The organism is Hydrocarboniphaga daqingensis (assembly GCF_900129825.1).
Classification (GTDB): Bacteria; Pseudomonadota; Gammaproteobacteria; order Nevskiales; family Nevskiaceae; genus Hydrocarboniphaga; species Hydrocarboniphaga daqingensis.
This window is the reverse complement of the sequence record NZ_FQWZ01000001.1, coordinates 307,108-333,611: the sequence shown is the minus strand read 5'-3', so window position 1 is coordinate 333,611 and position 26,504 is coordinate 307,108. Positions and strand designations below refer to the sequence as shown.

25 protein-coding genes and 1 pseudogene are annotated in these 26,504 nt (G+C 68.1%); 4 read left to right on the top strand and 22 right to left on the bottom strand.

What is annotated here, in order from left to right:
* Window position 1: 1 nt before the first annotated feature.
* The 3 genes from BUB09_RS01495 to BUB09_RS01485 are packed head-to-tail and all read right to left on the bottom strand — an operon-like array spanning window position 2 to window position 3,056.
* Entirely contained in the window at window positions 2-1,183 is a 1,182-nt protein-coding gene (locus BUB09_RS01495) for a response regulator (protein ID WP_072893123.1), read from the bottom strand.
* Complete coding sequence (locus BUB09_RS01490; RefSeq protein WP_139250057.1) at window positions 1,180-2,505, bottom strand: sensor histidine kinase; 1,326 nt, start codon at window positions 2,503-2,505, stop codon at window positions 1,180-1,182. The genes BUB09_RS01495 and BUB09_RS01490 overlap by 4 nt, the downstream gene beginning before the upstream one ends.
* A complete protein-coding gene (locus BUB09_RS01485; protein WP_072893117.1) occupies window positions 2,502-3,056 on the bottom strand; it encodes a heme NO-binding domain-containing protein in 555 nt (184 codons plus the stop codon). The genes BUB09_RS01490 and BUB09_RS01485 overlap by 4 nt, the downstream gene beginning before the upstream one ends.
* 173 nt (window positions 3,057-3,229) lie before the next feature.
* Here BUB09_RS01485 and BUB09_RS01480 point away from each other — a divergent pair, with 173 nt between their 5' ends.
* Window positions 3,230-5,155: a DEAD/DEAH box helicase gene (locus tag BUB09_RS01480; RefSeq protein WP_072893114.1), complete on the top strand. Its 1,926-nt coding sequence runs from the start codon at window positions 3,230-3,232 to the stop codon at window positions 5,153-5,155.
* A gap of 39 nt (window positions 5,156-5,194) precedes the next feature.
* Here the strand turns inward: BUB09_RS01480 and BUB09_RS01475 are convergent, their stop codons facing one another.
* The 9 genes from BUB09_RS01475 to BUB09_RS01435 form a co-directional block, all read right to left on the bottom strand.
* On the bottom strand, window positions 5,195-5,596 hold the full coding sequence (locus BUB09_RS01475) for a YchJ family protein (protein WP_072893111.1): 402 nt from the start codon (window positions 5,594-5,596) through the stop codon (window positions 5,195-5,197).
* Window positions 5,593-6,675 (bottom strand): mechanosensitive ion channel family protein, encoded by a 1,083-nt coding sequence (locus tag BUB09_RS01470; RefSeq protein ID WP_072893108.1) that lies wholly within the window; start codon window positions 6,673-6,675, stop codon window positions 5,593-5,595. Before BUB09_RS01470 ends, BUB09_RS01475 begins: the two co-directional genes overlap by 4 nt.
* 79 nt (window positions 6,676-6,754) lie before the next feature.
* The gene (locus tag BUB09_RS01465; protein ID WP_072893105.1) at window positions 6,755-7,363 is read right to left on the bottom strand and encodes a DUF938 domain-containing protein; all 609 of its coding nucleotides are present in this window, start codon (window positions 7,361-7,363) and stop codon (window positions 6,755-6,757) included.
* Window positions 7,364-7,398: 35 nt separating this feature from the next.
* Window positions 7,399-7,806, bottom strand: coding sequence for an MAPEG family protein (locus BUB09_RS01460; protein ID WP_175550078.1), 408 nt, complete (start codon window positions 7,804-7,806; stop codon window positions 7,399-7,401).
* Window positions 7,807-7,862: 56 nt separating this feature from the next.
* The gene (locus BUB09_RS01455) at window positions 7,863-8,765 is read right to left on the bottom strand and encodes a pirin family protein (protein ID WP_072893102.1); all 903 of its coding nucleotides are present in this window, start codon (window positions 8,763-8,765) and stop codon (window positions 7,863-7,865) included.
* Window positions 8,762-9,169: an OsmC family protein gene (locus BUB09_RS01450; RefSeq protein ID WP_072893099.1), complete on the bottom strand. Its 408-nt coding sequence runs from the start codon at window positions 9,167-9,169 to the stop codon at window positions 8,762-8,764. The genes BUB09_RS01455 and BUB09_RS01450 overlap by 4 nt, the downstream gene beginning before the upstream one ends.
* Window positions 9,170-9,210: 41 nt before the next feature.
* Window positions 9,211-9,924 (bottom strand): 23S rRNA pseudouridine(2604) synthase RluF, encoded by a 714-nt coding sequence (gene rluF / locus BUB09_RS01445; RefSeq protein WP_072893096.1) that lies wholly within the window; start codon window positions 9,922-9,924, stop codon window positions 9,211-9,213.
* A 66-nt stretch (window positions 9,925-9,990) separates the two neighbouring features.
* A complete protein-coding gene (locus BUB09_RS01440) occupies window positions 9,991-10,740 on the bottom strand; it encodes an alpha/beta fold hydrolase (protein WP_072893093.1) in 750 nt (249 codons plus the stop codon).
* Entirely contained in the window at window positions 10,737-11,774 is a 1,038-nt protein-coding gene (locus tag BUB09_RS01435) for a M14 family zinc carboxypeptidase (protein ID WP_072893091.1), read from the bottom strand. The genes BUB09_RS01440 and BUB09_RS01435 overlap by 4 nt, the downstream gene beginning before the upstream one ends.
* A gap of 137 nt (window positions 11,775-11,911) precedes the next feature.
* Here BUB09_RS01435 and BUB09_RS17535 point away from each other — a divergent pair, with 137 nt between their 5' ends.
* Window positions 11,912-12,040, top strand: coding sequence for a hypothetical protein (locus BUB09_RS17535; RefSeq protein ID WP_281249892.1), 129 nt, complete (start codon window positions 11,912-11,914; stop codon window positions 12,038-12,040).
* A gap of 69 nt (window positions 12,041-12,109) precedes the next feature.
* A pseudogene (gene rlmC / locus BUB09_RS17385) lies at window positions 12,110-13,241 on the top strand (23S rRNA (uracil(747)-C(5))-methyltransferase RlmC).
* On the opposite strand, the gene BUB09_RS01425 reads toward rlmC, so the two are convergent.
* Both BUB09_RS01425 and BUB09_RS01420 read right to left on the bottom strand, forming a co-directional pair.
* Window positions 13,238-13,897, bottom strand: a complete 660-nt coding sequence (locus BUB09_RS01425) for a glutathione S-transferase family protein (RefSeq protein ID WP_072893088.1) — start codon at window positions 13,895-13,897, stop codon at window positions 13,238-13,240. The pseudogene rlmC and the gene BUB09_RS01425 sit on opposite strands and share 4 nt — an antisense overlap.
* Window positions 13,898-13,986: 89 nt before the next feature.
* Window positions 13,987-15,273 (bottom strand): TIGR03862 family flavoprotein, encoded by a 1,287-nt coding sequence (locus BUB09_RS01420; RefSeq protein WP_072893086.1) that lies wholly within the window; start codon window positions 15,271-15,273, stop codon window positions 13,987-13,989.
* Window positions 15,274-15,372: 99 nt separating this feature from the next.
* Between BUB09_RS01420 and BUB09_RS01415 the strand changes: the two genes are divergently transcribed.
* Window positions 15,373-15,855, top strand: coding sequence for a YajQ family cyclic di-GMP-binding protein (locus tag BUB09_RS01415; RefSeq protein ID WP_072893083.1), 483 nt, complete (start codon window positions 15,373-15,375; stop codon window positions 15,853-15,855).
* 45 nt (window positions 15,856-15,900) lie between these two features.
* Here the strand turns inward: BUB09_RS01415 and BUB09_RS01410 are convergent, their stop codons facing one another.
* The 8 genes from BUB09_RS01410 to BUB09_RS01375 all read right to left on the bottom strand — a co-directional run bounded on the left by BUB09_RS01410 (window position 15,901) and on the right by BUB09_RS01375 (window position 26,409).
* Window positions 15,901-16,500, bottom strand: a complete 600-nt coding sequence (locus BUB09_RS01410) for a hypothetical protein (RefSeq protein WP_072893080.1) — start codon at window positions 16,498-16,500, stop codon at window positions 15,901-15,903.
* 190 nt (window positions 16,501-16,690) lie between these two features.
* Window positions 16,691-17,827: a glycerophosphodiester phosphodiesterase gene (locus BUB09_RS01405; protein ID WP_072893079.1), complete on the bottom strand. Its 1,137-nt coding sequence runs from the start codon at window positions 17,825-17,827 to the stop codon at window positions 16,691-16,693.
* Window positions 17,828-17,858: 31 nt separating this feature from the next.
* Complete coding sequence (locus BUB09_RS01400) at window positions 17,859-19,349, bottom strand: UdgX family uracil-DNA binding protein (protein WP_072893076.1); 1,491 nt, start codon at window positions 19,347-19,349, stop codon at window positions 17,859-17,861.
* A complete protein-coding gene (locus BUB09_RS01395) occupies window positions 19,349-20,566 on the bottom strand; it encodes a putative DNA modification/repair radical SAM protein (RefSeq protein ID WP_072893074.1) in 1,218 nt (405 codons plus the stop codon). Before BUB09_RS01395 ends, BUB09_RS01400 begins: the two co-directional genes overlap by 1 nt.
* Window positions 20,567-20,574: 8 nt before the next feature.
* Entirely contained in the window at window positions 20,575-22,986 is a 2,412-nt protein-coding gene (locus BUB09_RS01390) for a reprolysin-like metallopeptidase (RefSeq protein WP_139250054.1), read from the bottom strand.
* An 85-nt stretch (window positions 22,987-23,071) separates the two neighbouring features.
* Window positions 23,072-24,247, bottom strand: a complete 1,176-nt coding sequence (locus BUB09_RS01385) for a hypothetical protein (protein WP_072893068.1) — start codon at window positions 24,245-24,247, stop codon at window positions 23,072-23,074.
* 42 nt (window positions 24,248-24,289) lie between these two features.
* The gene (locus BUB09_RS01380; protein ID WP_072893065.1) at window positions 24,290-25,459 is read right to left on the bottom strand and encodes an FAD-binding domain-containing protein; all 1,170 of its coding nucleotides are present in this window, start codon (window positions 25,457-25,459) and stop codon (window positions 24,290-24,292) included.
* Window positions 25,456-26,409, bottom strand: coding sequence for an NAD(P)/FAD-dependent oxidoreductase (locus BUB09_RS01375; protein ID WP_072893062.1), 954 nt, complete (start codon window positions 26,407-26,409; stop codon window positions 25,456-25,458). The genes BUB09_RS01380 and BUB09_RS01375 overlap by 4 nt, the downstream gene beginning before the upstream one ends.
* Window positions 26,410-26,504 lie beyond the last annotated feature (95 nt).

Below are 26,504 nucleotides of genomic sequence, written 5' to 3'. Positions count from 1 at the left end.
GTCAGATGCGGCTGATCGGCTCGCCGGCGATCCATTGATTGACGATTGCCTCGCAGTTGATCCGCTGCAGGAACTCGACGTCGAGCTGTTGCGGAAGGCTCTGCGGGTCGCTCTTGTCGTAGCTGAGCACGCTGGCGACGTGAACCGCTGCGATCGCGCCGAAGCGCGTGGCGCCGGAGCGCAACGGATCGTTGTGATAGGCCACGGCTTCGACCAAGGGTACCGGCAAGCCCCACAGCGCGAGCATGCGCGCCCCGATCTCGGCATGGTCGCAGCCGAGCTCCTCGGTTTCGAGGCGATGCAGCGCTTCACCGGTGCTGCGCGCGCGGTTGCGGATGCGCGCCGAGGCCTCCGGCAGGCCTACCGCCAGCACCAGGTAGCCGACGTCATGCAGCACCGCGGCGGAGTAAGCGGTTTTGCGCTCCTCGGGGTCGGCCAGCATCTGGTTGGTCAGCCATGCGCAGTGCAAGGACCGCGTCTGCAGTTTCTCCAGCGAGAATCCGCGAGGCACCGCGATATCGCCCATCGCGCGGAACAAGTGCAGCTGCAGCACCGCCGCGCGGATCGCTTGCAGACCCAGCGAGGTGATGGCGTCGCGCACGCTGCGTACGCTGCGAGGTGAGGCGAAGAAGGCGGAGTTGGCCATCTGCAGCACGCGGGCCGTCATCGCCATGTCTTGTTCGATGATCTTGGATACCGACGCCGAACTCGCGGACGGGCGGTCGAGCTCGCGCACCAGGTCCCAGTACAAGCGCGGCAGCGACGGCAGGCTTTGAAGCAAGCCGAGCACCTGTGCGACTTCGGGCCGGGAACGCCGGCCCTGCAGTCCCGCCCCGCATTCGACGGCGCGCTCGAGCAGATCAAGGTCGCAGGGCTTGCTCAACAACTGGTGTGCGACCGGCATCAACTGGATTGCGCCATCGGTGCCGGTATGGCCGGACAACAGGATGCGTACCGTCTCCGGGTGGCGTTCGCGAACCCAGTCCAGCAGTTGGCCGCCGTCCATGCCGGGCATCCGCATGTCGGATACGACGACATCGGCCGGGTCCTGACGCAGCAGGCGGATCGCGGCGTCGCCGCTGCCGGCAAAGCGCATCTGCCAGCGGTCCTTGAGCTTGTGCAGCCGGTTCTCCAGCCCTTGCAGCAGCTCGGGTTCGTCGTCGACGAACAGCACCTTGATCATGTCGCGTCATCCTCTGGCTCGACCGGGCGGGTCATGCGGCGGCCGTGGATCGGCAGCCGAATCGTGAACGTGGTGCCGATGCCGGTCTGCGACCTGAAGTCCAGGCTGCCGCCATGCTGATCGACGACGACGCTGCGTGCGATCGCCAAGCCCTGGCCGGTGCCCTTGCCGATGGCCTTGGTCGTAAAGAACGGATCGAAGATCCGGTGTCGGATCGACTCCGGCACACCGCAGCCGTCGTCTTCAATCGCGATCAGCGCGTGATCGTTCGACAGCTGCGTGCTGACGCGGATATGGCCGCGCGTTGCGTTGCCGCGGGCCTGTCGCTCGGCGATGGCATGCGCCGCGTTGACGATCAGGTTCAGAAAGGCGTGATTCAAATCGCTGCTGCAGCAGACCACGTCCGGCAGGTCGCCGAAATCGCAGGCCAGATCGGCAACGTATCGATATTCGTTGTGTGCCACGGCCAGTGTGTCGCGCAGACATTGATTGATGTCGACGCTGGTGGGTTCGGAGCGCGGATGGCTGAACGCGCGCATTGCATCGACGATGCGGCGCACGCGCTGGACGCCGCCCAGTGCGCTGTCGATTGCGCGCGGCAGCCGGTCGCGGACGAAGTCCATGTCGACCGTCGTGCACAAGGCCTGACACTGCGCGGCAGCCTCCGGACTCATCTGCTGCTGCAGCGCCGGCAGCGCGTCCAGCAGCGGGCGCAGCTGCCGGATCGTGTCCTGGATGAAGCCGAGGTTGTCGCCGACGTATTGCATCGGCGTGTTGATTTCGTGGGCGACTCCGGCTGATAGCTGTCCCAGCGATTCCATCTTCTGCGCGTGGCGCAACTCGACTTCGAGCCGTCGTCGTTCCGACAGATCGAGCGCGATCAGCGCCAGCGATGCCGGGCGTTGCCGCGCGTCGCGTTGCACCAGCGCCGAGATCATCACCGGCACGACGCGGCCGTCGATCGCGATCCACTCGGCTTCGTCGCGCAGATCCTGGCCGGTGTCGGCGCGCAGGCATCGATCGATGAATGCGTCGGCATCGGGCCAGATCTGTCTCAGCCAGTGGCCCAACAGCGCGCCCGGCGGATAGCCGAGCAGGTCTTGAACGCCGGTATTGGTGCCGGTGATCAGGCCGTCGGCTCCGGTTTCGATCAGGGCGCCCGGTAGCGCGTGGTGCAGCCCGGCCAGGTGGCTGCGCACGCTATGGGTCTGCTCCATCGAGATGCCGAGGTCGAGATTGCGATCCTCGATCAGTCGCGTCATCAGTTCGACGCGGCGCTCGGCGCGCATCAGACGCAGGTGATGGGGGTCCGGGGCGCTCACGGACTCACCGGCGTGTAGAAGTCCAGATGAAAGCAGCAGCTGCCGTCGCCGTGGCGGCCGCAGCGGATCTCGCGCACCGACAGCGGCACGCCGAAGTGGTCGCCAAGTCCGAGCAGGGCCCCTTGGATCGTCTGGCACAGCTCGCCGCTGGGGCGATAGGTCAAATCCGCGCCGGTGTGGCCGCAGTCGAGCACGAAGTCCGCGGTACTGACGCCCAGCAGCGCGCGCCGCAGCTGCGGAAACACCACCGCCGACAAGTCGCCGATCAGGTCTTTTGGCGAGCGCGGCGTCGTCGGCAGCAAGGTGTAGCGGCGGATCAGCCTGGGCATTGCCCAGCGCCCGAGCCTCCGCAGGAACTCGTCGAGGTCGACGGCATCCTGCTCGGCGGCGGCCAACACCCAGCGGCGGAAGTCGGCGTCGGGATAGGCCAGGGAATCGAGCCAGGGGTCGGCGTCGGCAAAGCCGCCGGTGGCCAGCGCGGCTGCCAACGCCGCTTCGTCACGCTGGTCCAGCAGGTAGTGCTCTACTAAATTGAATGCTAGGCCGATCACGTGGTCTCCGTTGCGCAGCCGGCCCGATCGCCTCGTCGCCGCAGGCGGCGTATCGGCTTGGGGCCGTCAATCTTGACGCTCGGCAGCCGCCGCGCGCCGGTCCTCGCAGGGGGGGCGTCGGATCAGGGGGCGCGCCGGTGTACAATCGCCCGCCGCGTTCCATCAGGATTCCCATGGCTTCCGTGCCCAACGACGATGCCGCATCCGGCGCAGCGTCCGTGCGTTTCGCCGACTTGCGGTTGGCTGCACCGGTACTGGAGGCATTGATCCGGATCGGATACGAGTCGCCCAGCCCGATTCAGGCCCGCACGATCCCCCCGTTGCTCGAAGGTCGCGACGTGCTCGGCCAGGCGCAGACCGGCACCGGCAAGACCGCCGCATTCGCTCTGCCGATCTTGTCGATGATCGACACCTCGCGCAGCGTCACCCAGGCCTTGGTACTGGCCCCGACGCGCGAACTGGCGATCCAGGTCGCCGAGGCGCTGCAGAACTACGCATCGGCGATTCCCGGTTTCCACGTGCTGCCGATCTACGGCGGCCAGAGCTATGAGCCCCAGTTGCGCGGCCTCAAGCGGGGTGCCCACGTCGTCGTCGGCACGCCGGGTCGGGTCGTCGACCACATCAAGCGCGGCTCGCTCAAGCTCGACAACCTGCGTCAGTTGGTGCTCGACGAAGCCGATGAGATGCTGCGGATGGGCTTCATCGAAGACGTTGAGTGGGTGCTGCAGCAAGCACCGGTCGAGCGCCAGATCGCGCTGTTCTCGGCCACGATGCCGCCGGTGATTCGCCGCGTGGCGCAGACCTACCTGCGTGATCCGGTCGAGATCAGCATCAAGGCCAAGACCACGACCGCGACCAACATCCGCCAGCGTTACTGGCTGGTCAGCGGCATGAACAAGCTCGAAGCGCTGACCCGCTTCCTGGAAGCCGAAACCTTCGACGCGATGATCGTGTTCGCGCGCACCAAGGCGGCGACCACCGAACTCGCCGACAAGCTCGAAGCACGCGGCTTTGCCGCCAGCGCGCTCAACGGCGACATGCAGCAGAACGACCGCGAGCGCACGATCAGCAAGCTCAAGGACGGCCTGATCGACATCGTCGTCGCCACCGATGTCGCCGCGCGCGGCCTCGACGTCGAGCGCATCAGCCACGTCGTCAACTACGACATCCCGACCGACACCGAAAGCTACGTTCACCGGATCGGCCGTACCGGCCGCGCCGGCCGCAGCGGCGATGCGATCCTGTTCGTCTCGCCGCGCGAGCGCCATCTGCTCAAGGCGATCGAACGCGCCACGCGCCAGCCGATCGAAGCGATCGCGGCGCCGAGCAGCGAGGTGATCAACAAGCGCCGCGTGCAGCGCTTCAAGCAGACCGTGATCGAGGCAATGAACAAGGCGCATAGCGACCGCGTCGCCGCCAGCCAGTTCGACGCGTTCCGCAGCGTATTGGCCGAGATCGAGACCGAATCCGGCGCCGCGCTGGTCGATATCGCGGCCGCGTTGGCGTCGATGGCCCAGGGTGACCGTCCGTTGCTGATGGCCACCGATGAGCCGATCGTGGCCGAAGGGCCGCGCTCCGAAATCCGCGTCACGCCGAAGCGTCCGCCGGCCGAGCCACTGCCGGTGGCCACGCCGGTGCCGTCTTCGTTCCCGATGTCGCCCAAGCTGCGCGACCGTCCCGAGCGCGCCGAGCGCAGTGCGGCCAGCGAGATTCGTCCGGCGGCCAGCAGCGCGGCCAGGCCGGAGCGCAGCGAGCGCGCGCCGCTGCGATTGGAGCGCCCTGAGCGGCCCAAGCCCAAGAGCGACGACGAAACCGAGACTTACCGGATCGAAGTCGGCGCCCAGCACGGCGTCAAGCCGGCCAACATCGTCGGTGCGATCGCCAACGAAGCCGGGCTCGACAGCCAGTACATCGGCAAGATCGAGATCATGGACGACCACAGCTTCGTCGACCTGCCCACCGGCATGCCGCGCGGCGTCTACCGCGATCTGCAGAAAGCCTGGGTGCTCGGCCGCCAGTTGCGGATCAGCCGTGCCGGCGAAGCGATCCCGCCGCCGACGCCGGGCCCTGGCCCCAAGCGCAAGCCGCCGCGCGGCTGATCGCGTCGGCGCATCGCCGGCGCGGCCGCTGCGCGTGAATCAGTCGACGTCGCCGTCGACGTAGCGCCAGGCGCCGTCTTCCCGCTCGAAGCGACTGCGCTCGTGCATCCGCTGCGCGCTCGCGCCCCCGATCCGGTAGCGCGCGACGAACTCGACGGTCGCCGCCTGGCCGTCGGCCGCAGTGTCCGAGCCCAGCAACTTCAGGCCGAGCCAGTGGGGTTGCGGCGGGCTCAGATCGAGCGCTGACGGCCGCGTGCGGCTGTGCCAGGTTGCCAGCAGGTAATCGGCCAAGCCGAGCGCATAGGCCGAGTAGCGCGAGCGCATCAGCGCGTCCGCGCGTTCGGCGGGCACACGGCCTTGATGCAGCGGCTCACAGCAATCGGCGTAGCGACGCTGCTCGTCGCAAGGGCAGGGCGCTGGCGACGCCGGCCGACGCTTCATGCCGATGCCGGCGCGTCCGGCGCAATGCGCAGCGGTGTTTCGACTCGCAGCGTCCGCGTCGGATACGCAAAGCCGACGCCGAGTGCGGCCAGCTCGCGCATCAGGCCGAGGTTGATCCGCTGCTGGATGTCCATGTACACGTTGTACTCGCTGCTGAGCACGATGTAGACCACTTCAAAGTCCAGCGACGATTCGCCGAACTTGAAGAAATGCGCGCGATCGAAGCGCGCAGTCGTCTCGGCTGCGACCAACTCTCGGACGATCTCCGGTATCCGCTCCAGCTGCTCGGCGGTGGTGTCGTACAGCACGCCGAAACTGAATACGACACGGCGCTCCTGCATCTGCTTGTAGTTGCGCAGCCGCGACTTCAGCAGGTCGCTGTTGGAGAACACCAGCTGCTCGCCGCTGAGGCTACGCAGCCGCGTGGTTTTCAGGCCGACGTGCTGAACCGTGCCCATGTAGTCGTCAATGATCACGAAGTCGCCGATCACGAACGGTTTGTCGACGATGATCGACAGCGACGCAAACAGATCGCCGAGGATGTTCTGCACGGCCAGCGCCACCGCGATACCGCCGACACCCAGGCCGGCCACCGCCGCCGTGATGTTGACGCCCAGGTTGTCCAGCGCCACCAGCAGCACGACGGTCCACAGCACGGCCGTGCCGATGAAGCCGATCGCCGCCAGGCTGGTTGCCGCGCCGCTGTTGCTGGCCAGCGCCCGCTCGCGCGAACGGTCGAGCCAGAACTGGAACATCGCCGACAGCCAGAACCCGAGTTGCAGGAACATCGCCACCGCGGTGATCGAGCCGAGCAGCCGCTGATGGGCGTCGGGCAGCTCCAGATAGCGGCTGCCGAGCGATGCGGCGAAGACGACGATCAGCCAGACCCGCGTTGCGCGCAAGGCGCGCACGATGCCGTCGTCGATCTGCGTCGCCGTGCGCTCGGCGCGCGCCGACAAGCGACGAATCAGTAGCGGCTTGATCAAGTAGACGCCCAGCGCGATGGCAACCGACAAGCCCAGCGCGACGATCCAGTCGTAAACAGTGCCGCCGTACAGCGGCAGGATCAGCAAGTCCATGCAAAGCATCCCGATTAGCGAAACAGGCGAGTGCGACGCGCCGCGTTATAGGCGATCAAATATGGATCGCCGATGAATCTCAGCTGGCCGCTGCCACGCGCTGCCAGACCAGACCCCGGTTGTTGGCCGGCATCGCCCGGTCTTCGATCAGCCGCAGCCCCGACTGCTGCGCCAGGGCGTCGACCCACTCGATGTCGCGCAGACCGCTGAGCGGGTCGCGCGCCTTGAGCATCGCGTCGAATTCGCCGTTGCTCGGGCTGGTATATCGACCCTGCTCGTTGAATGGGCCATAGACGGCGAGCCTTGCGTCGTCGCTCATCACCGCCGGCAGCGCGGCAAACAGCGCTTCGACTTGCGCCGCGCTGATGATGTGCAGCGTGTTGCTGGTGAATATCGCGTCGTAGCGCGTCGTCGGCCAGCAGCCGGCGACGTCGAGTTCGATCGGTGGCAGCACGTTGGCCAAGCCGGACTCGTCGATCCAGGCCCGGATGCCGGCGTGACACGCGACGCGGTCCGAGGTTTGCCAGCGCAGATGGGGCATTGCCGCGGCGAAATAGACCGCGTGCTGACCGGTGCCGCTACCGATTTCCAGCACGTGGTGACGGTCGGCAAAGTGCGGACGCAGCAGTGTCAGGATCGGATCGCGGTTGCGCTCGCAGGACGGCGCGTCGGGTTTGATGGGGTTCATGGCGACACGATACCAAGCCGGCGTGCAGCGCGGCCTCAGACCAGCATCGCCGCCAGGCCTCGCCATGCGCACAGCAGCGCGGTGACCAGCAACACCAGGAACGTCAGCAGTGCGCCGCCAGCGCGGCCCAGCGGCCAGTTGTCGGTGAAGCTCAGCGCAATGCCATGACCGATACGACCGATCAGCAGCGCCGCGCCGAGTGTATGCAGCAGCCACGGCGCGCACGCACCACCGGCTTCGAGAAAGCCAAGCATCAGCAGAATCAGCGGTACATATTCGTTGAAGTTGGCGTGGCCGCGGATTGCGCGGAACATCGCCGGATCGTCGCCGTCACCGAGAGATGGCGCCCCCTTGCCGACGCGGCCGCGCACCACGCGCACCGTCAGTGCGAAGTACAGCAAGCCCAGCAGTCCGGCATACAGCGGCGTGATCGTCAGCAACATGAAGCGCTCCTCGATGGGTGTTGTCGTTGTTTGAATTCGTATCGCGTGTACGGCCGTCAGTCTTCGCTGCTGCGCGCATTCACGGTCGCCCATGGCGGCAGCGGAGCGGTCAGCGGCGCGCCGTCGTAGCCGCGCACGGTGCCGAAGCGCGCATCGCCAGCGTTCCATTGCACGCAGGCTTCGGTCAGCTCGTCGCGGCTGCGGCCGACGAAGTTCCACCACATCAGCACGTTTTCTTCAAACGGCTTGCCGCCGATCAGGATGATCTGGCAGTCGTCGTCGCAGCGCAGTTGCAGCGCGCTGCGACCGGCGCCCAGATACAGCATCACGTTCGGCAGCAGCGGCTCGCCGTCGATGTCGGCGGCGCCGCGTATCACCAGCAGCGCATGCTCGAAGCTGGGGTCCAGCGCCAGCGCGGTGTCGACGACGCCGGCGGTGATCTGCAAACCGACGATCGGCCAGAAGTGCCGTGCCGGGGAGCGCTCGCCGCCGTATTCGCCGGAGATCACAGTGATCTGTACACCGTCGCGGGCGATCGTCGGCAGCACTGGGTAATGGTCGAACATCGGCTCGATGAAGCGCGCCGACTGCGGCAGCACGGTCCAGAACTGCACGCCGTGAATCGTGCCGCTCGCCTGCGCCGGCGACTCTTCCGAATGGCTGATGCCGCGTCCGCTGGTCATCACGTTCAACTGACCGGGCTTGATCGGCTGCAGCGAACCCAGGCTGTCGCGATGCAGGATCTCGCCGGCGGTGAGCCAGGTGACGGTTTGCAGGCCGATGTGCGGATGCGGGCCGACGCGCAGCGCGCCGACCTCGGCAATGTCGGCCGGACCGATGTGATCAAGGAAACACCACGGCCCGACCAAACGCCGCAGCCGTGACGGCAGTACGCGGTTGATCGGCAGGCCTTCGCCGACGATTGCGGCGTGGCCCTCGATGCGCTCGACCGCGCTCACGCGGCCAACCCCGTGCTGATCTGGACCGGCGCGCTGAGAATCTTGTGAACCGGGCAGGCGTTGGCGATCTGCAGCAGACGCTCGCGCTGCTCGGCGTCGAGCGCGCCGCGCAGCGTCACCGTGCGCGTGATCGCCGTGCTGCCGTCGGCCGGCTTGCCGTCGGGATTCAGCGTCAGCTGCACGTCCACGCCGTCGAGCGGCCAGTTCTTGCGCTGCGCGTACATCCGCAGCGTGATCGCCGTGCAACTGCCCAGCGCCGACAGCAGCAGCTCAGTCGGCGCCGGCCCGGTATCGCCGCCGCCGGCCGCCACGGGCTCGTCGGCGGTCCAGTGAGAGCGGCCGTTGCTGTTGTCGGTGGCAAAGGCGGCAGTGCCGCTAACGACGTGGACCTGGGTCGGGCTCATGGACGAACACTCCTGTGATTCGTTGGGGATCAGGCTGCGGTCTACCAGAGCGTGCGTTCCGGCAGCAAGCCGCGTAGCTCGTCGGCGCTCAGGTCGCGCCAGCGTCCGACCTTGAGCCCGGCCAGTTGCACATTGATGATCCGCACGCGCTGCAGCCGGCGCACCTCGTAGCCGAACACGCTGCACATGCGCCGGATCTGGCGGTTCAAGCCCTGCGTCAGCACGATGCGAAACGTGCGGTCAGGCCGTGCCAGATCGCGTTTGACGCGGCAGCGCTTGGTGGTCACCTCCAGCTCCGGCAGCCGCACGCCGCGCGCCATGCCGTCGATGAACGCATCGGTGATCGGCTTGTCGACGGTGACCACGTATTCCTTCTCGTGGTTGTTTTCGCTGCGCAGGATTTCGTTGACGATGTCGCCGTTGCTGGTCAGCAGGATCAGCCCTTCGGATTCCTTGTCGAGCCGGCCGATCGGGAAGATCCGCTCCGGATGGCGGACGAAGTCGATGATGTTGCCGTCGATGTGGCGCTCGGTCGTGCACGTAATGCCGACCGGCTTGTTCAGTGCGATGTAGACATGCTGCTTGGCGCGCGCACCGATGCGCTTGCCGTCGACGCGAACGTCGTCGCCGTCGTTGACCTGGGTGCCGAGTTCGGCGCGCTGGCCGTTGACGGCGACCCGTCCGGCTTCGATCCAGCTGTCGGCCTGGCGGCGCGAGCAGATGCCGGTTTCGGAAATGAACTTGTTGAGCCGCATCGGTCTGCAATCCTGGGAGCGCCGCCCATTATGCGGGGCGCGGCGTGCCGAGGCCTTGGTCCGATGTCATCGCCGAGCGCTGAACTCCAGCGCCTGCTCGATGACCCAAGCCGGATCGTCCAGCGGCAGATCGTGGCCGGCACTCGGATGCACGCGCAGCTCGCAGCCCCAGGCCTGCGCCAACTGCTGCGAGCAGGCGGGGTCGACTAGGCGGTCACCCGCGCCGTTGAGCAAGCGAATCGGCACCGGCGGCGCTTGGCGCGGCGCCGCATAGCGCATTGCCGCGCCGAGTTGGCGCAGTGCATTGGCGGTCGACACGGGATGCGAATGGCGCCAGGCGATCCAGTCATCGACCAGCGTGGCGCTGGCCGTGCGATTGCTGGTCAGCTGCAGGATGGTCTGCTCGGCGCGCTGCGCATCGGCGGCGCCGATCAGCATGCGCAGCAGCAGCGGCCACGCCGCCGGCCGCAGCCGCTGATCCATGCGGCTGAACGGCCGCAGGCTGGTGTTGACCAGCAGTGCGCGCTCGATGTCCTGCGGATAGCGCTGCGCCCAGTCGGCGGTGACCATCGCGCCCATCGACATCGCCAGCACGCTGACCGGCTCCGACACGTGCAAGCGCGCCAGTTCGGCTCGGACGAAGTCAGTGGTCGCTGCGATCGTCGGCAAGCTGGCTTGACGATGCCGCTCGCCGTTGCCGGGAAAGTCGATCGCGATCACCGGCGTCGGTGCCACGCGCGCCGCAAATGCCGGCAGAAACGCGCCCCAGTGGCGGCGGTCGCGCGTCAGTCCGCGCAGCAGTACCCAGGTCGTCATCGACCGGCGTACCAGCGCTGCATCGCCTGCAGGCGATGCGCTTCGCGTGCGGCGCCCAATGGCAGCCAGCCTTCGTGGCCGGCGGCCGCGCGGGTAAAAAAGTCGAGCAGGGCGATATGACGGCGCATCACGCGGCGTTGTCGGTGGGCAATCTGAGGGTTGAAGATGCCATGGCGGGTGAACAGCTGGCGCGGGTTCTTCTTGATCCACAACCAGCTGCCCATTTCCAGCGTCATCGGCAGAAACAGGCCGCCGTCCTGGCGCTGGGTCTTTTGTCGATACAGGTGATCCCACAGATCGCCGTGGGTCAGATACGCGGCGCTCTGCGGTTCGAGCAGATACGGATGGTGCGAATGCGTGGCCTCGAAGATCGTGCTCAGCGCATGCATTTCCGCTAGGTGCGGGATCGGCTCGGCCGTGTGGGCGTACGGGAACCACAGCCGGTCCTGCACGCCGAAGCCGGAATGACAGTCGACGGCCAGACTGAAGCGCCGGCCCAGCATCTCGCGCTCGACCAGCTCGCATAGCGCGGCGCTCTCGACTTCCATCGGGGCGCCGGCCACGCCGCGATACCAGGGCAGGCCGGCGCTGATGCGCTGGCCGCCGAGCATGAACGGCACCGGCTGCGTTGCGTCGACCGGCGCATTGCGCATCAGGTCGACGCCACGTGGATTGGCGCGGGTGCCGCGCCACAGCCCGCCGGGATTGACCAGCGGCATGAACACCAGCCGCACTTGCTGCAGATGCTGGTGCAGCAGCCGGTCCCAGCGCAGCCGTGACACCAGATTGCGCACGTAGGCCATCACCACTTCGGCGCCGATCCGCTCTAGGCCATGGACGCCGCCGAAGAAGCCGACGGCCGGCACGTCCGGGTCAGGGTTGCCCATCAGCAGCGCGTGTAGCGGAAAGCGATGCGCGCCGCTGCGCACTTCGCCGAGCAAGCGTGCTTCGAGGTAGGGCTGGCCCTCATCGATCAGCCGTTGCAGTTCGGCCAGCGCGGGCAGGAAGGGCGGGGATTCGGGTGGCGGCAGCATCGTCGGGCCTGTGGGGCGAAGCGCAGCCTAGGCAGCCAATGTGTCAGTCGTGCGACGGCCGCTGTCATCGTCGTGCCATCGGGCTGTCATCGCCGGCGGTTAGCGTGGCGCGCTGGAATTGCAAACCGGGGAACGAAATGGACAAGTGGATGCGCAAGGTCGCGCTGTCGCGGCCGCTGATGGTCGGCAGTGCCGTGGTCTATGGCGTCATCGAATTCGTCGCGCTGCGCCGCTCCACCGTGCTCGCCCGCCAGACCACGGCCTGAGCGACACCTCGCCGGGGCAACCCGGCTTGCGAGTAACATGCTCGGCCGATCTTGACGCCGTGGCATGCGATGCAGTGTTCCCATTTTGACGCCGGCCGCTGCCGATCCTGTACGCAGCTGCCGCAGCCGTATCCGCAGCAGCTCGCAGCCAAGCAGCAGCGGGCGCGCGACGCACTCGCCTCATGGCCCGAACTCGACTGGCTGCCGGCGATCGACAGTGCTGAAAGCGGGTTTCGCAACAAAGCCAAGATGGTCGTCAGCGGCAGTTGGCGCCGCCCGGTGCTCGGCATCCTCGACGCCGATGGCAAGGGCGTCGACCTGAGCGACTGCGCGCTGTATTCGCCCGGCCTGCAAGCCAGCTTCGCCACGCTGGAATCGTTCATCGCACTGGCCGTGCTCAGCCCGTACAACGTCGCGCTGCGCCGTGGCGAACTCAAGTATCTGCTGCTGACCGAGTCCGACACCGGCGAGCTGATGCTGCGCTTCGTGCTGCGCTCCGACGAGGCGGTCGAGCGCATCCGGCTGCATCTGCCCACGCTGCAACAGGCCTTGCCGCAACTGCGCACGGTGTCGGTCAACCTGCAGCCCGAGCACAAGGCGATCCTCGAAGGCGAGCAGGAGATCCTGCTGACGCCGGAGACGCCGGAGCTGACGATCCAGGTCAACGATCTGCCGTTGCGACTGCGGCCGCAGAGCTTCTTCCAAACCAACACGCCGGTCGCGGGCGCGCTCTATGCCCAGGCGCGCGAGTGGGTCGAGCAGGCCGAACCGTCGCGTGTCTGGGACCTGTACTGCGGCGTCGGCGGCTTTGCGCTGCATGTGGCCAGCCGCTGGCGCGATGTGGTCGGCGTCGAAACCAGCCGCGACGCCGTGGCCAGCGCGCAGCGCACGGCCGACGCGCTGGGCTATACGCGGCTTGCGCTTCCACGCCGGCGACGCCACCGCATTTTCGCAGCAGGCCGATGCGGCGCCAGAGCTGGTCATCGTCAATCCGCCGCGGCGCGGCATCGGCGCCGAACTGAGCCGCTGGCTGGAATCGTCCGGCGTCGAGACGCTGATCTATTCCAGCTGCAACGTCGAATCACTGGCCCGCGACCTGGCGCTGATGCCGTCGCTGCAGCCGCGCCAGGCCCGCTTGCTCGACATGTTTCCGCATACGCCGCACTTTGAGCTGATCGTCCGACTGCAGCGCACGCGCTAGTCGCGGTCGGGCGCACCGAGCGGGAAATACGGCCGGAAGTAGCGCGCCTCGTCGACCGCGCGGGCGAATGAGGCCCGCGCCAGCAGCCGTGCACGGTAGGCGCGCAGAGTCGGGTAGCCGTCGCCGATGCGGTGAACCCAGTCGGCATAGAACAGCGAGGGCGCCGCGGCGCAGTCGGCCAGCGTGAATTCATTGCCGACGGCCCAGTTGTGCCCGGCCAGTTGCGGTTCCAGCCAGCCATAGACGCGTTCGAGTTTGTCGGCCGACCTCGCCAGACCCTCGGCGCGCTTGCGGTCGTCGCCGCTGAGCGCGCCGTCGACCGCGTGCTGCGCCGCGTCCATCACATGCAGGTCGAAGCAGCGGTCCATGAAGCGCACGTCGAGCGCGGCGCGCGGATCGTCCGGAATCAGCCGCTGCGGGCCGGCATGATGCAGTTGCAGGTACTCGATGATGATGCTGGTCTCGGCGACGCTGCGCGCGCCGTCGACCAGCACCGGGAATTTGCGCAGCGGCGCGTGCTGCCGCCATTGCTGGGTGTGCTCGGGCTGGTCGGGGCCGACGCAGCGGAAGTCGAACGGCAGCGCGTTTTCGTACAACGCGACCAGCACTTTCTGCGTGTAGGACGAAAAATGGTGTCCGTACAGGATCAACGACATGGCGACCTCCTTGTCTTTGTGGAGTCAGTTCACGTCGCATTGCAGCACGCCGCCGGCCATGCCGTCGCGCGCCGGGCCCTCAGCCTGCGCTAAGCGCTTACCGCTTGTAGCCGTTGCACCGCGGCGACGGCTGCGCGGTAGCCGCTGGCGAAGCAGGCCGTCAGCAAGTAGCCGCCGGTGGGGGCGTCCCAGTCGAGCATTTCGCCGGCGACATAGACGCCAGGCAGCGCGCTCAGCATCAGCGGCTCGTCGGCGCTCAGCGCGTCGAAGCGCACGCCGCCGGCGCTGCTGATCGCCTCGGCGATCGGGCGCGTCCGGCGCAGCGTCAGCGGCAGCGCCTTGATTGCATCGGCGACGCGCGCGGCATCGTGTCGCGCATCGCTGTCGAGCACCTCGTACAGCAGCCCGCAGCGCAATGCATCGAGCCCGGCGCTGCGCCGCCAGTGTTCGGTCAGGCTGCGCTTGCCGCGCGCTGCCGACAGCGCGCGCTGCAGCGACGCGTGGTCGCGCGACGGCGCCAGGTCCAGCGCGATCGGCGCCGCGCCGTCGCGATCGATCACGTCGCGCAGCGGCGCCGACATCGCGTAGATCAAGCCGCCTTCGAGGCCGTGCTGCGTGACCATCAGCTCGCCCTGCTGCGCCTGCAGCGTCTGGCCTTGCGCGCTGCGCAGTTGCAGCACCACCGGTTTCAGCGGCTGGCCGGCGAAGCGCTCGGCAAACACCGGGCTCCAGTCCAGCTCGAAGCCGCAGTTCGACGGCCGCAGCGGGCTGATCTCGACGCCGGCCCGCGGCAGCCAGCCGGTCCAGCGGCCATCGGAGCCCAGTTGCGGCCAGCTCGCGCCGCCGAGCGCCACGATCAGCGCATCCGTCTCGACCTCGATCACGCCGTGCTCGCGGTGCTGGAACCGCAGGCGATAGCGGGGCGCCGAGTGGTGATCAGCAGCGACCGCCTCCAGGCCAATGCAGTCGTGGTCGACATGAAAGCGCACGCCGCGAGCGCGCAGCTGCCGCACCCAGCCGCGCAGCAGCGGGGCTGCCTTCAGATCGGTCGGGAATACGCGGCCGCTGCTGCCGACGAAGGTGTCGACGCCCAAGCCGCGCGCCCACTGCCGCAGCGCATCGGGGCCGAAGTCGGCGAGCCAGCGCGCGATCTCGTCGGCGCGTTCGCGGTAGCGGCCGACGAACGCGGGCAGCGGCTCGCTATGGGTCAGGTTGAGGCCGCCCTTGCCGGCGATCAGCAGCTTGCGGCCGACCGAGCCCATGCGCTCGTACAGATCGACCTCGATGCCGGCCGCGCGCGCCACGTCGGCGGCCATCAGGCCGGCAGGACCGCCGCCGACGATGGTCAGCCGGCGTGATGGGGAGGAGTCGGGCATCGCCCATTATCGCTTGCGCCCGGCGGTGGCGCGGATTGGCAGACCGCCGCCGCATTTCCGATACTGGCGCCCCTCCGCGTTGATGAGCGTCACCGTCCCATGCCTTCATTCGATATCGTTTCCGAAGTCGACAAGCACGAGCTGACCAATGCCGTGGATCAAGCGCGGCGTGACATCGAGCATCGCTACGACCTGCGCGGCACCAATGCCTCGTTCGAGCTCGACGACATGGTCATCAAGTCGACCGCGCCGAGTGAATACCATCTGACCCAGTTGCTCGAAATGCTGCACAAGCGGCTGGCAGGGCGCGGTATCGACCTGCGCGCGGTAGAAGCCGACGACCCGGAATCGAATCTGTCGGGCTCGCGCCAAAAGATCACGATCAAGCAGGGTATCGAACAGGCCCAGGCCAAGAAGCTGATCGCCAAGATCAAGGAAGCCAAGCTCAAGGTCGATGCGTCGATCCACGGTGAAAAGCTGCGCGTGACCGGCAAGAAGCGCGACGATCTACAGACCGCGATCGCGCTGCTGCGCAAGACCGAAACCGAGATCCCGCTGCAGTTCGAAAACTTTCGCGACTAGACCGGCGGCGGTGACGTACCGCCGCCGATCCGTCGGTGCCGCGCATTAAGGCGCCGACACCGCGTTGGTCTGCGCGTGGCCGCCGCGCTGGGTTTCGAAGCGCGCCAGCATTTCCATCGCTTCGATGCTGACCACCTCGCGGGCATCGAGCCCGGTGTGCAGCACGTAGTCGACGCCGTCGTAGAACAGGAAGCTCGGCTTGCCGTTGGCGCTGACGAACACCGCGTCACGCGCGCTGGCGACGTAACCAAACTTCGGGATCAGCATCTTCGGCGACAGCAGCGCCACATGCTCCGAGGCGCCGCTGCGCGTGACCCGATCCGGCACCGGCATCGTGCTGACGTTCCAGGTGGCGCAGTAGGCGCGGTCGTGCGACCAGCGGCCGTCACCCTGATTCAGCGCGACGTACAGGCAGGTCTGTTCGCCGTCGGCACCGCGGGCGGCGGCCTCGCGGCGAATCTCGAAGTAATCGGTACGACCGTCACCATCGAAGTCGGGGCTGCCGGGGCTGATCGCCGCGGCCACCGGCTTTTCGTAGTCGATCACGGTCAGGCTGGCGGCTTGGGCGGAGCCTGACAGCAGCAGGAGCAGAGCGCTGGTGGCGGACATCAGGATCTTCAGCGCGTTGGCGGTATCGGAGTTCATCGGAGTCCTCGCGTTTTGGGGCGGAGCACGACGCGAATTGCGCGGGCTTGTCCGGCTAACGGCGGCAGCGAGGACCCGCTGAATATGCGATTGGCAAAAGGCTTACACCGCTCGCGCAGCTGATTTGACCGTTGATCCTGGATTTTCTGAGCAGCGCGACAGGTTGCGTCGCGCCGTCTGACCGCAAGGTCTAGCGCGGTGGCGCTGTGTCGACGGCTCGGCGCGCCGCGCCGGCATCGTCGCTGAACACGCCGTCGACGCCAGCCGCCAGAAAGCGCTGGATCTCGGCCACCGCATCGCCTCGCGCGGTCGCGTCGTCGGCGGGGGCGCTGCGAAAGTCGGCCGGCAAGAAGCGGTTCTCGGGGCGGAACGTATACGGGTGTACGCACAGGCCCGCCGCATGAGCGTCAGCGACCAGCGGCGTCGGTTGCGGCAGCAGACGTCCGTCGGCGTCGCGGGCGATCACCATGTTCTTGTCGGGGCCGATGCCGGTGGCATAGCGCGCCACCTCGACCAGGCCTTGCGGCGTGATCAGATCGGCATAGCCGCGCGCATCGCCGGATGCGATGAAATCCCAGGGTCGTTCCGGTGGTGCGGCCAGCAGCTGGATGATCGGCAGATCGGTCATCGCGCGGATCGCTTTCAGGTTGCCGACTTCGAACGACTGGATGAACACCGGGGCGGCGGCGCCGCGATAGCCGTTGGCGTGCAACTGCTCGACCAAGCGGGCTTCGAGCGGCAGGCCGATGCTCCGGAAATAGCTCGGGTGCTTGGTTTCCGGATACAGGCCGATCGTCCGCCCGGTATCGCGCGTCGCCCGCTGCGCAAGATCAATGATCTCCTGCAGCGTCGGGATCGGCTCTTGATCGTTGTACGACGTATTGCCGGGCCGGATCTGCGGAATGCGCTCGCGCGCACGCAGCGTGCGCAGCTCGGCCAGCGTGAAGTCTTCGGTGAACCAGCCGCTCAGCGTGACGCCATCGATCTGCCGCGTCGTGCGCCGCGCCGCGAACTCCGGATGGTCGGCGACGTCAGTGGTGCCGCTGATCTCGTTTTCGTGGCGCGCGACCAGCACGCCGTCGCGCGTGGACACCAGATCGGGCTCGATCACGTCGGCGCCCAGCTCGATCGCCAGTCGATAGGCGGCGAGTGTGTGCTCGGGGCGGTAGGCCGACGCGCCGCGATGCGCGATGACCAGTGTTGCGGGTAGGGGACGTGCAGCCATCGGGGTCGGCTCCTTGGGCGATATCGAGCAGGCGCTGAGCACCGCAACGGCGGCGATCGGGGCGGGGCATAGACAGCGCATCAGGCGAAGGTAGCGACGCATCTACGCAGCTTGCCAGCACAGCATGAACGCTTTACGGCAGCTGCGCAGCGGCCTCGGCCACCGCCTGCAAGTCGCTGACGAAGTCCTGATACGCCGCTGCGCGAGCGGCCTCGTCGGGCAGCCTCAGCAGATACGCCGGATGCACGGTGGCGATCGCCTGCACGCCGTTGCCGAGCGTGAACCAGCGTCCGCGCTGCTGCAGCAAGCGGAAGTCGGGCGCGATCAGTGCGCTGGCGGCCATGCTGCCGACGCAGACGATGATCCTGGGCTGTATTCGCGACAACTCCGCATCGAGCCAGGCGCGGCAGGCGCCTTGCTCGCGCGCGTCGGCGCGCTTGTGCAGCCGGTCCTTGCCGCGCGGCTCGAACTTGAAATGCTTGACCGTGTTGGTCAGGTACAGCTGCGAGCGCTCGAGCCCGGCGGCTCTCAGTGCCTCGTCGAGCAACTGCCCGGCCGGGCCGACGAAAGGCCGTCCGGCCAAGTCTTCGCGATCGCCGGGTTGCTCGCCGACCAGCATCACTTGCGCATCAGCCGGGCCGCTGCCGAACACGGTCTGCGTTGCCGGTTCCCACAGCGCGCAGCGCCGGCAGTGGCGCGCTTGTTCGCGCACTTCGTCCAGGCTGCCTTCGACGACTTCGACCAGCGTGCGCAGCGGCGCAGCGGCTTCGTGCATGCGCTTACGCGGCAGCGTCGGTGCGGCGGCGACCATCGCTTGCGCACGCGGATGCGCCTCGCGGATCAGCGTCGGTATCAGCCGGGCTTCGGGCAAATTCTTCCAGTACTTCACTGGCATTTCGCTGCGCATCGCGGTCACCTTGAGCCGCGCCGGGTTGAAGATGCTGGCGTAGTAGCTGCGCCATAGTTCTTCGAGCAGATCGTCGCTTGGCGCTTGGTCACGCGTCGCGCCGCGATCCAGCCGCAACGACTCGCCGTCCCAGTGCGCGCTGCGGTAGGGCGTCAGAATCGACCAGTGCATACCGGTGAAGCGGCGCACAAAGAACGGCGCGCAGCGCTCGACGATGTAGTGCTCCGGCTCAAACCAGGCGATATAGACCGGCGGCAGTCCGTCGCCGCGCGACAGCTCGCGAAAGCGCACGAACGCGGTCATCTTGTGCAGGTCGCGGCCGACGTTCTTCGCGTGCTGGCGGGCACGGGCGACATCGTCGTCGGTGATCAGTTTCAGCAGCTGCGGCTCGCCATGCGTCAGCCGCCACAGCAGCCGATACAGCAGCGCATGACGCTGTGGGTCGCGGTGCGCGATCACCTTGTCGGCCAGCGCAATGAACTCGCGCGGCACGGTCGCGGTGGCCGGCGTGCGCGGCGCTGCAGCGGTCGTCGCTGCCGACGATGGCAAGTCTTGCGAGGAATCGTCGGCGTCGTCATTGCCGAACAAGCTGCCGGTGCCGCTGCTGCGCGTGCTCCAGCTGACGTGCTCTGGCGCGACGCCGGCCACCAGCAAGGCGCGTGCGTGATCGCGCCACTGCGCGAGATCGACGCCGTCGGCCAGCTCGATATGGCGCATCAGCCGAACAGATCGGCCTGCTGCGGCGCGACCAGCTGGCGGCGCAGCTGCGTGCTCTCCGATTGCTCGCGCGGCCGGTGGTCGACGGTGACCACGAACGGCGCGACTTTGCGCGTCGGTACGCGCAGCTTGCTCAGGTCTTCAAAGCGCAGCCGCTTGTGCAAGCGCAGTTGCAACAACCGGTCGACCGTCTTGACGCCCAGCCCCGGCACGCGCAGCAGCGCTTCGCGGCTGGCGGTGTTGACGTCGACCGGGAAGAACTCGCGGTTGCGCAGCGCCCACGCGGTTTTTGGATCGACGTCGAGGTCGAGATTGGCATGCGCGTCGTCAGGCGGGGCGATGTCGTCGACGGTGAAGCCGTAGAAGCGCAGCAGCCAGTCGGCCTGGTACAGCCGATGCTCGCGCACCAGCGGCGGCGCAATCAGCGGCAGCGCCTTGGAGGCGTCGGGTATTGGGCTGAACGCGCTGTAGTAGACGCGGCGCATGCCGTAGTTGTTGTACAGATTGTGGCTGGTGCTCAGCACCGCGCGGTCGCTGGCATCGTCGGCGCCGACGATCATCTGCGTGCTCTGGCCGGCCGGCGCGAAGCGCGGTGCCTTGGGTTCGGCGCGGGCTTCGTCGATCGACAGCCGCAGGTTGCCCATCGCGGCACGGATGTCGCGCAGATTTTTTTCCGGCGCCAGCGCCTGCAGGCCACTTTCGGTCGGCATTTCGATGTTGATCGACAAGCGGTCGGCCCAGCGTCCGGCTTCGGTGATCAGCTCGGGCGAGGCGTCGGGGATCGTCTTCAAGTGGATGTAGCCGCGAAAGCGGTGATCCAGCCGCAGGCTTTTGGCCACGCGCACCAGTTGCTCCATCGTGTAGTCGGCGCTGCGGATGATGCCGGACGACAGGAACAAGCCTTCGATGTAATTGCGCTTGTAGAAGTTCAGCGTCAGATCGACGACTTCCTTTACCGAAAACCGCGCGCGCTCGACGTTGCTGCTGCGGCGGTTGATGCAGTACGCGCAGTCGTAGGTGCAGAAGTTGGTCAGCAGGATCTTCAGCAGCGATATGCAGCGGCCGTCGGGCGTGTACGCGTGGCAGATGCCCATGCCTTCGGTGCTGCCGATACCGCCGCTGTTCAGCGAATTGCGATTCTTGCCGCCTGACGACGAGCACGACGCGTCATACTTGGCCGCGTCGGCGAGAATCTTCAATTTGGCGCCGATTTCCATCGTCGAGCCTAGCCGCGCGCGCGCCGTCGTACCGCTGCGGCGCCCGCCAGCATCAGCAGCAGGCCGCCGCCGATCGCACCGCCGCCACCGCCACCGCCGCTGTTGGTGCTCGGCGTGGCGACCGTGACCGTGGCCGTTGCCGGCGTGCTGATGACGCCATTGCGGTCGGTGGCGACAACGCTGGCGGTGTACGTGCCCAGCGCCGTGTAGCGGTGGCTGATCCGCGGGCTGGCTTGTTCGACGGCAGCGCTGCCGTCGCCAAAGTCGAAGCGGTAGCGCGCGATGCCGTCGCCGAGATCGGGATCGCCCGAAGCGCTCGCGTCGAGCGTCACGTTCAGCTCTGGTGCACCGCTGGCCGGCGTGGCGCTCAGTGCGGCCAGCGGCGCGCGGTTTGGCGGCGCCACCAGCGTGAAATCCACCGGCGAGACGTTGAAGAACAGTCCGGTGCTGCAGCGCGCCAGCACGCGGCCCTGCGTGGTGGCCAGATTGGGCAGTTCAACGCTGTCGGCGCCGTCGTTCGGTGTCGCCGATCGCAGCACGCGGCTGAAGCGCGAACCGGCGCTGTCGACGCCGAGCAGCACCAGGTCGACGCTGGCGCAGGACACCGGCGTCGCGGTCGTGCCGGCCACGTCCCAGCTCACCGGCAGCGTTGCGCCCGCGTTGAAGCGGGCGCCGACCTCGGCCGGCGTCAGCACGCGGAAAGGCCCGGCCAGATCGGTCACCTTGACCACGCGATCGGCACTGCCGACGCCGCCGGCATCGGTGCCATCAGCGTTGGCCGCGCGACCATCGCGGACGACGAAGCGGAAGTTCAGGTCGCGGGCGACGTCGGGCAGGCTCTCGCCGAGCCGCGGCGTGCCGAGCAGCACGTCGGCCATCTGCGGAAACGTTCGTGTCGGCGACGTGCTCGGCGCGAACGAGCGGAACAGCGGCGCGGTGGCATCGGGCGCATTCGGCGCGCCGGCCGCGCCCAGGTCGAATTGCTCCCACTGATAGCGCAACACGTCGCCGTCGGCGTCCGTGCCGCTGCCGGTCAATTCAAACGGGGTCTGCTTCGGAATCGTCAGGCCGCTGGGGCCGGCATCGGCGACCGGTGCGCGGTTTCCGGTGGTCGTCAGTACACCGCAGCTGTTGCCGGTGTTGGTGCGCGTATACGCCACGATCTCGTCGAAGCTGGCGCTGTGGAAGAACGCGTCGCTCTGGTTGGCGATGTTGTCGACGCCGCAGATGCCGGCGTAGGCCATGATCGTCGAGCCGCTACCGGGTTCGTAGGCGGTGTCGGCGTTGCGATTGCCGCCGCCGCAAGCCCCGGCTTCGCTGTTGAACGTGTGGTTGGCGCCGAACTGATGGCCCATCTCGTGGGCGACGTAGTCGATGTAGAACGGGTCGCCGACCGGCGCGCTCAGGCCGGTGACGCCGGCACCTTTGTCGCTGCTGCAGACGACGCCCAAGCCGGCCACGCCACCGCCGCCGGTGCTGACGACGTGGCCGATGTCGTAGGCCGCCTCGCCGACGCGCATGTTCAGCGTCGCCGTATTGGTCGTCACCATCGACGTGCCGTCTTCGTTGACGTACGGGTCCAGCAGGGGATTGGTGAAGATCAGCTCGTCGTTGTTGTCGATCAGCTGCAGGCGGATGCCCAATTCGCGCTCGTAGACCCCGGTGACGCGGTTGACGACGTTGACCAGTTCGGCGAGCACGACGGCCTTGTCCGGCGTGGCGTTATTCGGGTCGTGGAACTGGGCGTACTCGCCGGTCGTGGCCAGCGCCAGCCGATAGGTGCGCAAGTCGCCGGAGATGCTGACGCCCTTGTTCGCGCTAGCCGCGGCCAGCGCGTCGCGACGGGCGATTGCCGACGGTGACAGCACCGTGTCGGCAACGCGCCGGCGCGCCGGCATGTCGCGGACAAAATAGCTCTGGTGACGTTCGACATCACCGCGCAGCAACGGGTCGATGTACACGCTGCCCTGCGGTGTCGACACCAGGCCGTGGAAGCCGCGCGGGCCGTAGTCGAAGCGCCCGCTGATCTGCGGATCGCCGACGGCCGTACCCCGCCAGGTGCGGATCTGCGGATAGCGCGCCGCCAGGCCTGGGCTCATCACGTCGCTGCGCTGCAGCTGGAACGTCAGCGTGCGGCCGTCCGGCATCGGCAGGCTGATCGTGTCGCGGCCCTGGTCGGCGGCCGCCAGCTGTGCTTGCAGCGCGTTGCTGTCGAAGCGGAACAGCCGCGCCCGCTCGGGCTGAATCGGCCGCGCTTGCAGCAGGCTGCTGCTGGTATCGCGCAAGCTCAGGTCGGTCCACGCCGGCGCCGAGGCCAGACCGGGGCCCGGCCAGCCAATGACGGCGAGCGGCGCCACCCGGATCAGCAAAGCGCCCAGGCGGCGGGCCATTGCGCAGTGCAGCGTCGAATTCGGCTTCACGAAGTCATCTCGTTAGAAAGTGACGGCAGCTTGCCATGGAGCGGGCGCCGTCCCGTATGGTCGTTTTGTCCTAGACATCGGGGGTTCAGGCCGCGATGACCGCAGCGGCAAGGTACAGCGTCAACAGCGCTGGCTGGCACTGCTGCAACGCGCGCCGCGCTTCGATCGCGCCACCGCTGCGGATCAGTGCGAGCAGCGCCTCGTAGGCCGTGGCGGCAGCCTCGTCCGATGTCATCGGCCGGGGCAGAAAGCCGACGTGACGACGATCGGCAATCAGCATCCAGGCGGGGAAATCGCGGGTCGCGAACGCCAGCTCGGCGGATTGAAAGTCGCGCCAATGCTGGTCCAGCGCGGCGTCGCCGCTGCCGTCGTCGAGCGCCGCTTCGGCTTGCGCTGGGTGCTGCCAGCACAGCTGCATCCAGGCCTGCCGTGACGGCCCGGTGCGACCGAGCCGGGCGGCGGCGCGGCCGTAGACGATCAGCAGTTGCGGATGCTGTGGCCACAACGGATCCCGTTCGATGCATTCGCAAGCGCGCGCTGGCTGGCCGGCGTGCAGCCACGCCAGGCTCGCGTGCGGCAGCGCGCGGGTCGCATCCAGCGGCAGCGTGTCGCTGATGGTCGCCAGCTCGGACCAGCGCTGCGCCAGATACGCCTCCGCCGCGGCGCCCAGCTGCTGGCGCGCGATCGTGGTGACTGTGGTCTGCAACTCGACGCAGCGTGCGCCGATGTCCGACGCAGGGCGCTCGATGGCGTCGATCAAACGCGTCAGCGCATCGGCGGAGCGCGCATCGCGGCAGCCGCGTAGCGCCGTTCGGGCTGCTTTGGCATCACCGGCCATCAGCGCGCGACGGGTGTCGGCTTCGGCCGCGACACCGGCGTTGTCGCCGAACAGATCGAACTGCGCGGCCACGGCCGGGCGTCGCATCGTCGTCCGACAACGCTCGGACAGCTCGCGCTCGGCCGGGCTCAGTGCCACCGGCCAGCCGGGCGGTCGCGGCGATGGCACGGTCGGCTGCAATCCCTGCTGGGCGGCGTAGTGCTGTGCGTGGCGCAGCGCGGTGAGCGCGGCTGCAACGTCGCGCGGCCAGCGCCGCAACGGCGGCACGCACTCGCTCCACCCGAGTCGGCACAGCAAGGCCAGCGCGTCGAGCTCGCCATGCTGTAGCCGCAGCGCATCGACCGCCTCGGCGATGCGATGAGGACTGACGACGTCGCCGTCGCCGGCATCGGCGAACAGGCCCTGTTGCGCCACGCCGGTCATGACGTCGGCCGGTTCACCAACAGCGGCGAGCGCATCATCGCGTCAGCGCCCGAGAATCTGCGGGATGCGCTCGCGCAGCTGGAAGAACCCGCGCATCGCATGCGGCCAGAACGCGGCGTCCCAATCGCGTCGCAGCGCGACCACCGGCAGCGGCAGCGTCGGCAAGGCGTCGGCACCCGGACCGACCGGCGCCTCCGCCATCCGGATCTGCTGGGCTCCGGTGTCGGCCAGCGCTTCGGGTTCGACGACCACGCTGTCAGGCCAGCGCTGGCGCAGCCGCGCCATCGCATCGTCGATCGCCGCATTTGCAAACGCGGAAGCGACGGCGCCCAATGGCTGCGGCGAGCGCGCGGCGATGCCGCCGCGAAACACCGCGATCGCCCGCGGTGGCGGCGCCGCTGCCGGCCACAGATCGCCGGCGCTGAGGTCGTCGTCGGTCAGCAGCAGCGCGCTCGGCGTGCCCGGGTCGTCGCTCGGCAACGTCGCCAACGGCTGTCGCGCGTAGGGCGGAGGCGCTGTCAGCGGCGCGGCTGATTCGTTCAACTGACCAACCGGGTTGAAGCGGCCGCGCGTGTAGCGCTCGATGTTCTCGGCGCGCGCCACGTAGTGCTTGCCGACCGTGTGCAAGCCGGCGACCCAGCGCCAGCTCAGCGTGTTGCTGGCGGCGTCGGCGTCGGCCAGGTGGCGCATGAACCAGTCCGCGCCGAGTTCCCATGGCAAGCGCAGCGTGAAGATCCAGATCGATGCGAACCACATGCGCGTGTGGTTATGCAGCGTGCCGGTCGCGACCAGCTCCTGTGCCCAGGCGTCGAAGCAGTCGATGCCGGTGCGCCCTTCGCAGGCTTGCGTGTAGCCGAGTCGCAAACCGCTGATCTGCTGCAGACGCAGCAAATGCGCGTCGCGCGCTGCCACGTAGTCGCGCCAAGCCTGCGGCCGCTGCTGCAGCCAGCCTTTCCAGTACGTGCGCCAGCAGACTTCCTGGACGAACTTTTCCGCCGCGGACAGCGTGTGCCGCTGCAGCACGGCGTCGACGATCTCGGCTTCGGTCAGCAGCCGGTGACGCACGTATGGCGAGAGGCCGGATACGGCGCGCGGCTGGTCGGGGCCGGCGTCGACGTTGCGGCCGTCGGCGTAAGCGCGGCCGGCTCGCGGAACGAATGCGGCCAGGCTTTGCAGGCCGGCCGCGCGGGTGGCGATCAACGGGGTGCTCATCGGCCGGCTCCTGCTTCGATCACGGCTTGTGCTGCCGCGCGGCCGCTGAGCAGCGCGGCTTCGACGCGCCCGCCGAGGCAGGCGTCGCTGGCGTAGTGCCAGCCGCGCGCCGCGTCGGACAGGCAGGCCTGGCCGATCGGCTGCGTTACCAGTGCGTAGCGCCAGCGGTGCGCCTGCGCGTACCGCGCGCCGTCGCCGATGCCGAGCAGGCGTGCGGCGCGGCGCTGCAGCTCGGCACCGGAGACCGCCGGCGCCTGCTCGATCTGTTGCTGGCTCCAGTCGGCATCCGCGTGCACCTGATAGCGCGGTACGCCGCCACGGCCCGGCTTCAGATCTTCGCGAGCGATGAAGCCGATGCCGCTGCCAGCAGGCGGGCTCAGTGTCGCCAGTGCCGGCAAGGTGGCGCTGTCGGGTACCCACATCAGTGCGATGCATGGCGCGTATTCGACGCGCTGCAACGCCGAGGCCATCGGTGTGTCGCCATACCAGGCCAGTGCTTGCGGCGCCGGTGCAGTGACGATCAGTGCGGTGTACGGGCCGCTGCTGACACCATCGGCAAACTGCAGCGTCCACCGGCCCGGGCTGCCGTCGATCCGCTGCAGTTCATGGCTGCAGTGCACGGCCAGGCCGCTGGCCCAGTGCTGGGCCAGCGCATTCATCGTCGGTGTGCCGATCAGCGCGGTGGGCTTTCCGGCTTCGCCGACCTCGGGCCAGATGCTCAGCGCGGCGGCTTGCTCCCACTGCCGCGCGTGTTCCAGCAGGCCGACGTCGCGCAGGCGCAGGAACTGCGCGCCGTGGTCGAAGTCGCCGTAGTCGCTGGTCCGCGATGCCAGCCGGCCACCCGCGCGGCGGCCTTTGTCGAACAGGCTGACGGCGATGCCGGCGTCACGCAGCGTGCGGGCCGCGCTCAGGCCGGCGGCGCCGGCCCCGATGATGGCGCAATGACTCATGTTGACCGTTGCTCAAGATGCGCTGCGACGGACTCCGCCGCCGCAGTCGCCATTCGATCGGCGCCGTGGTCCCTGACGGCGCGGTCGGACAGCGG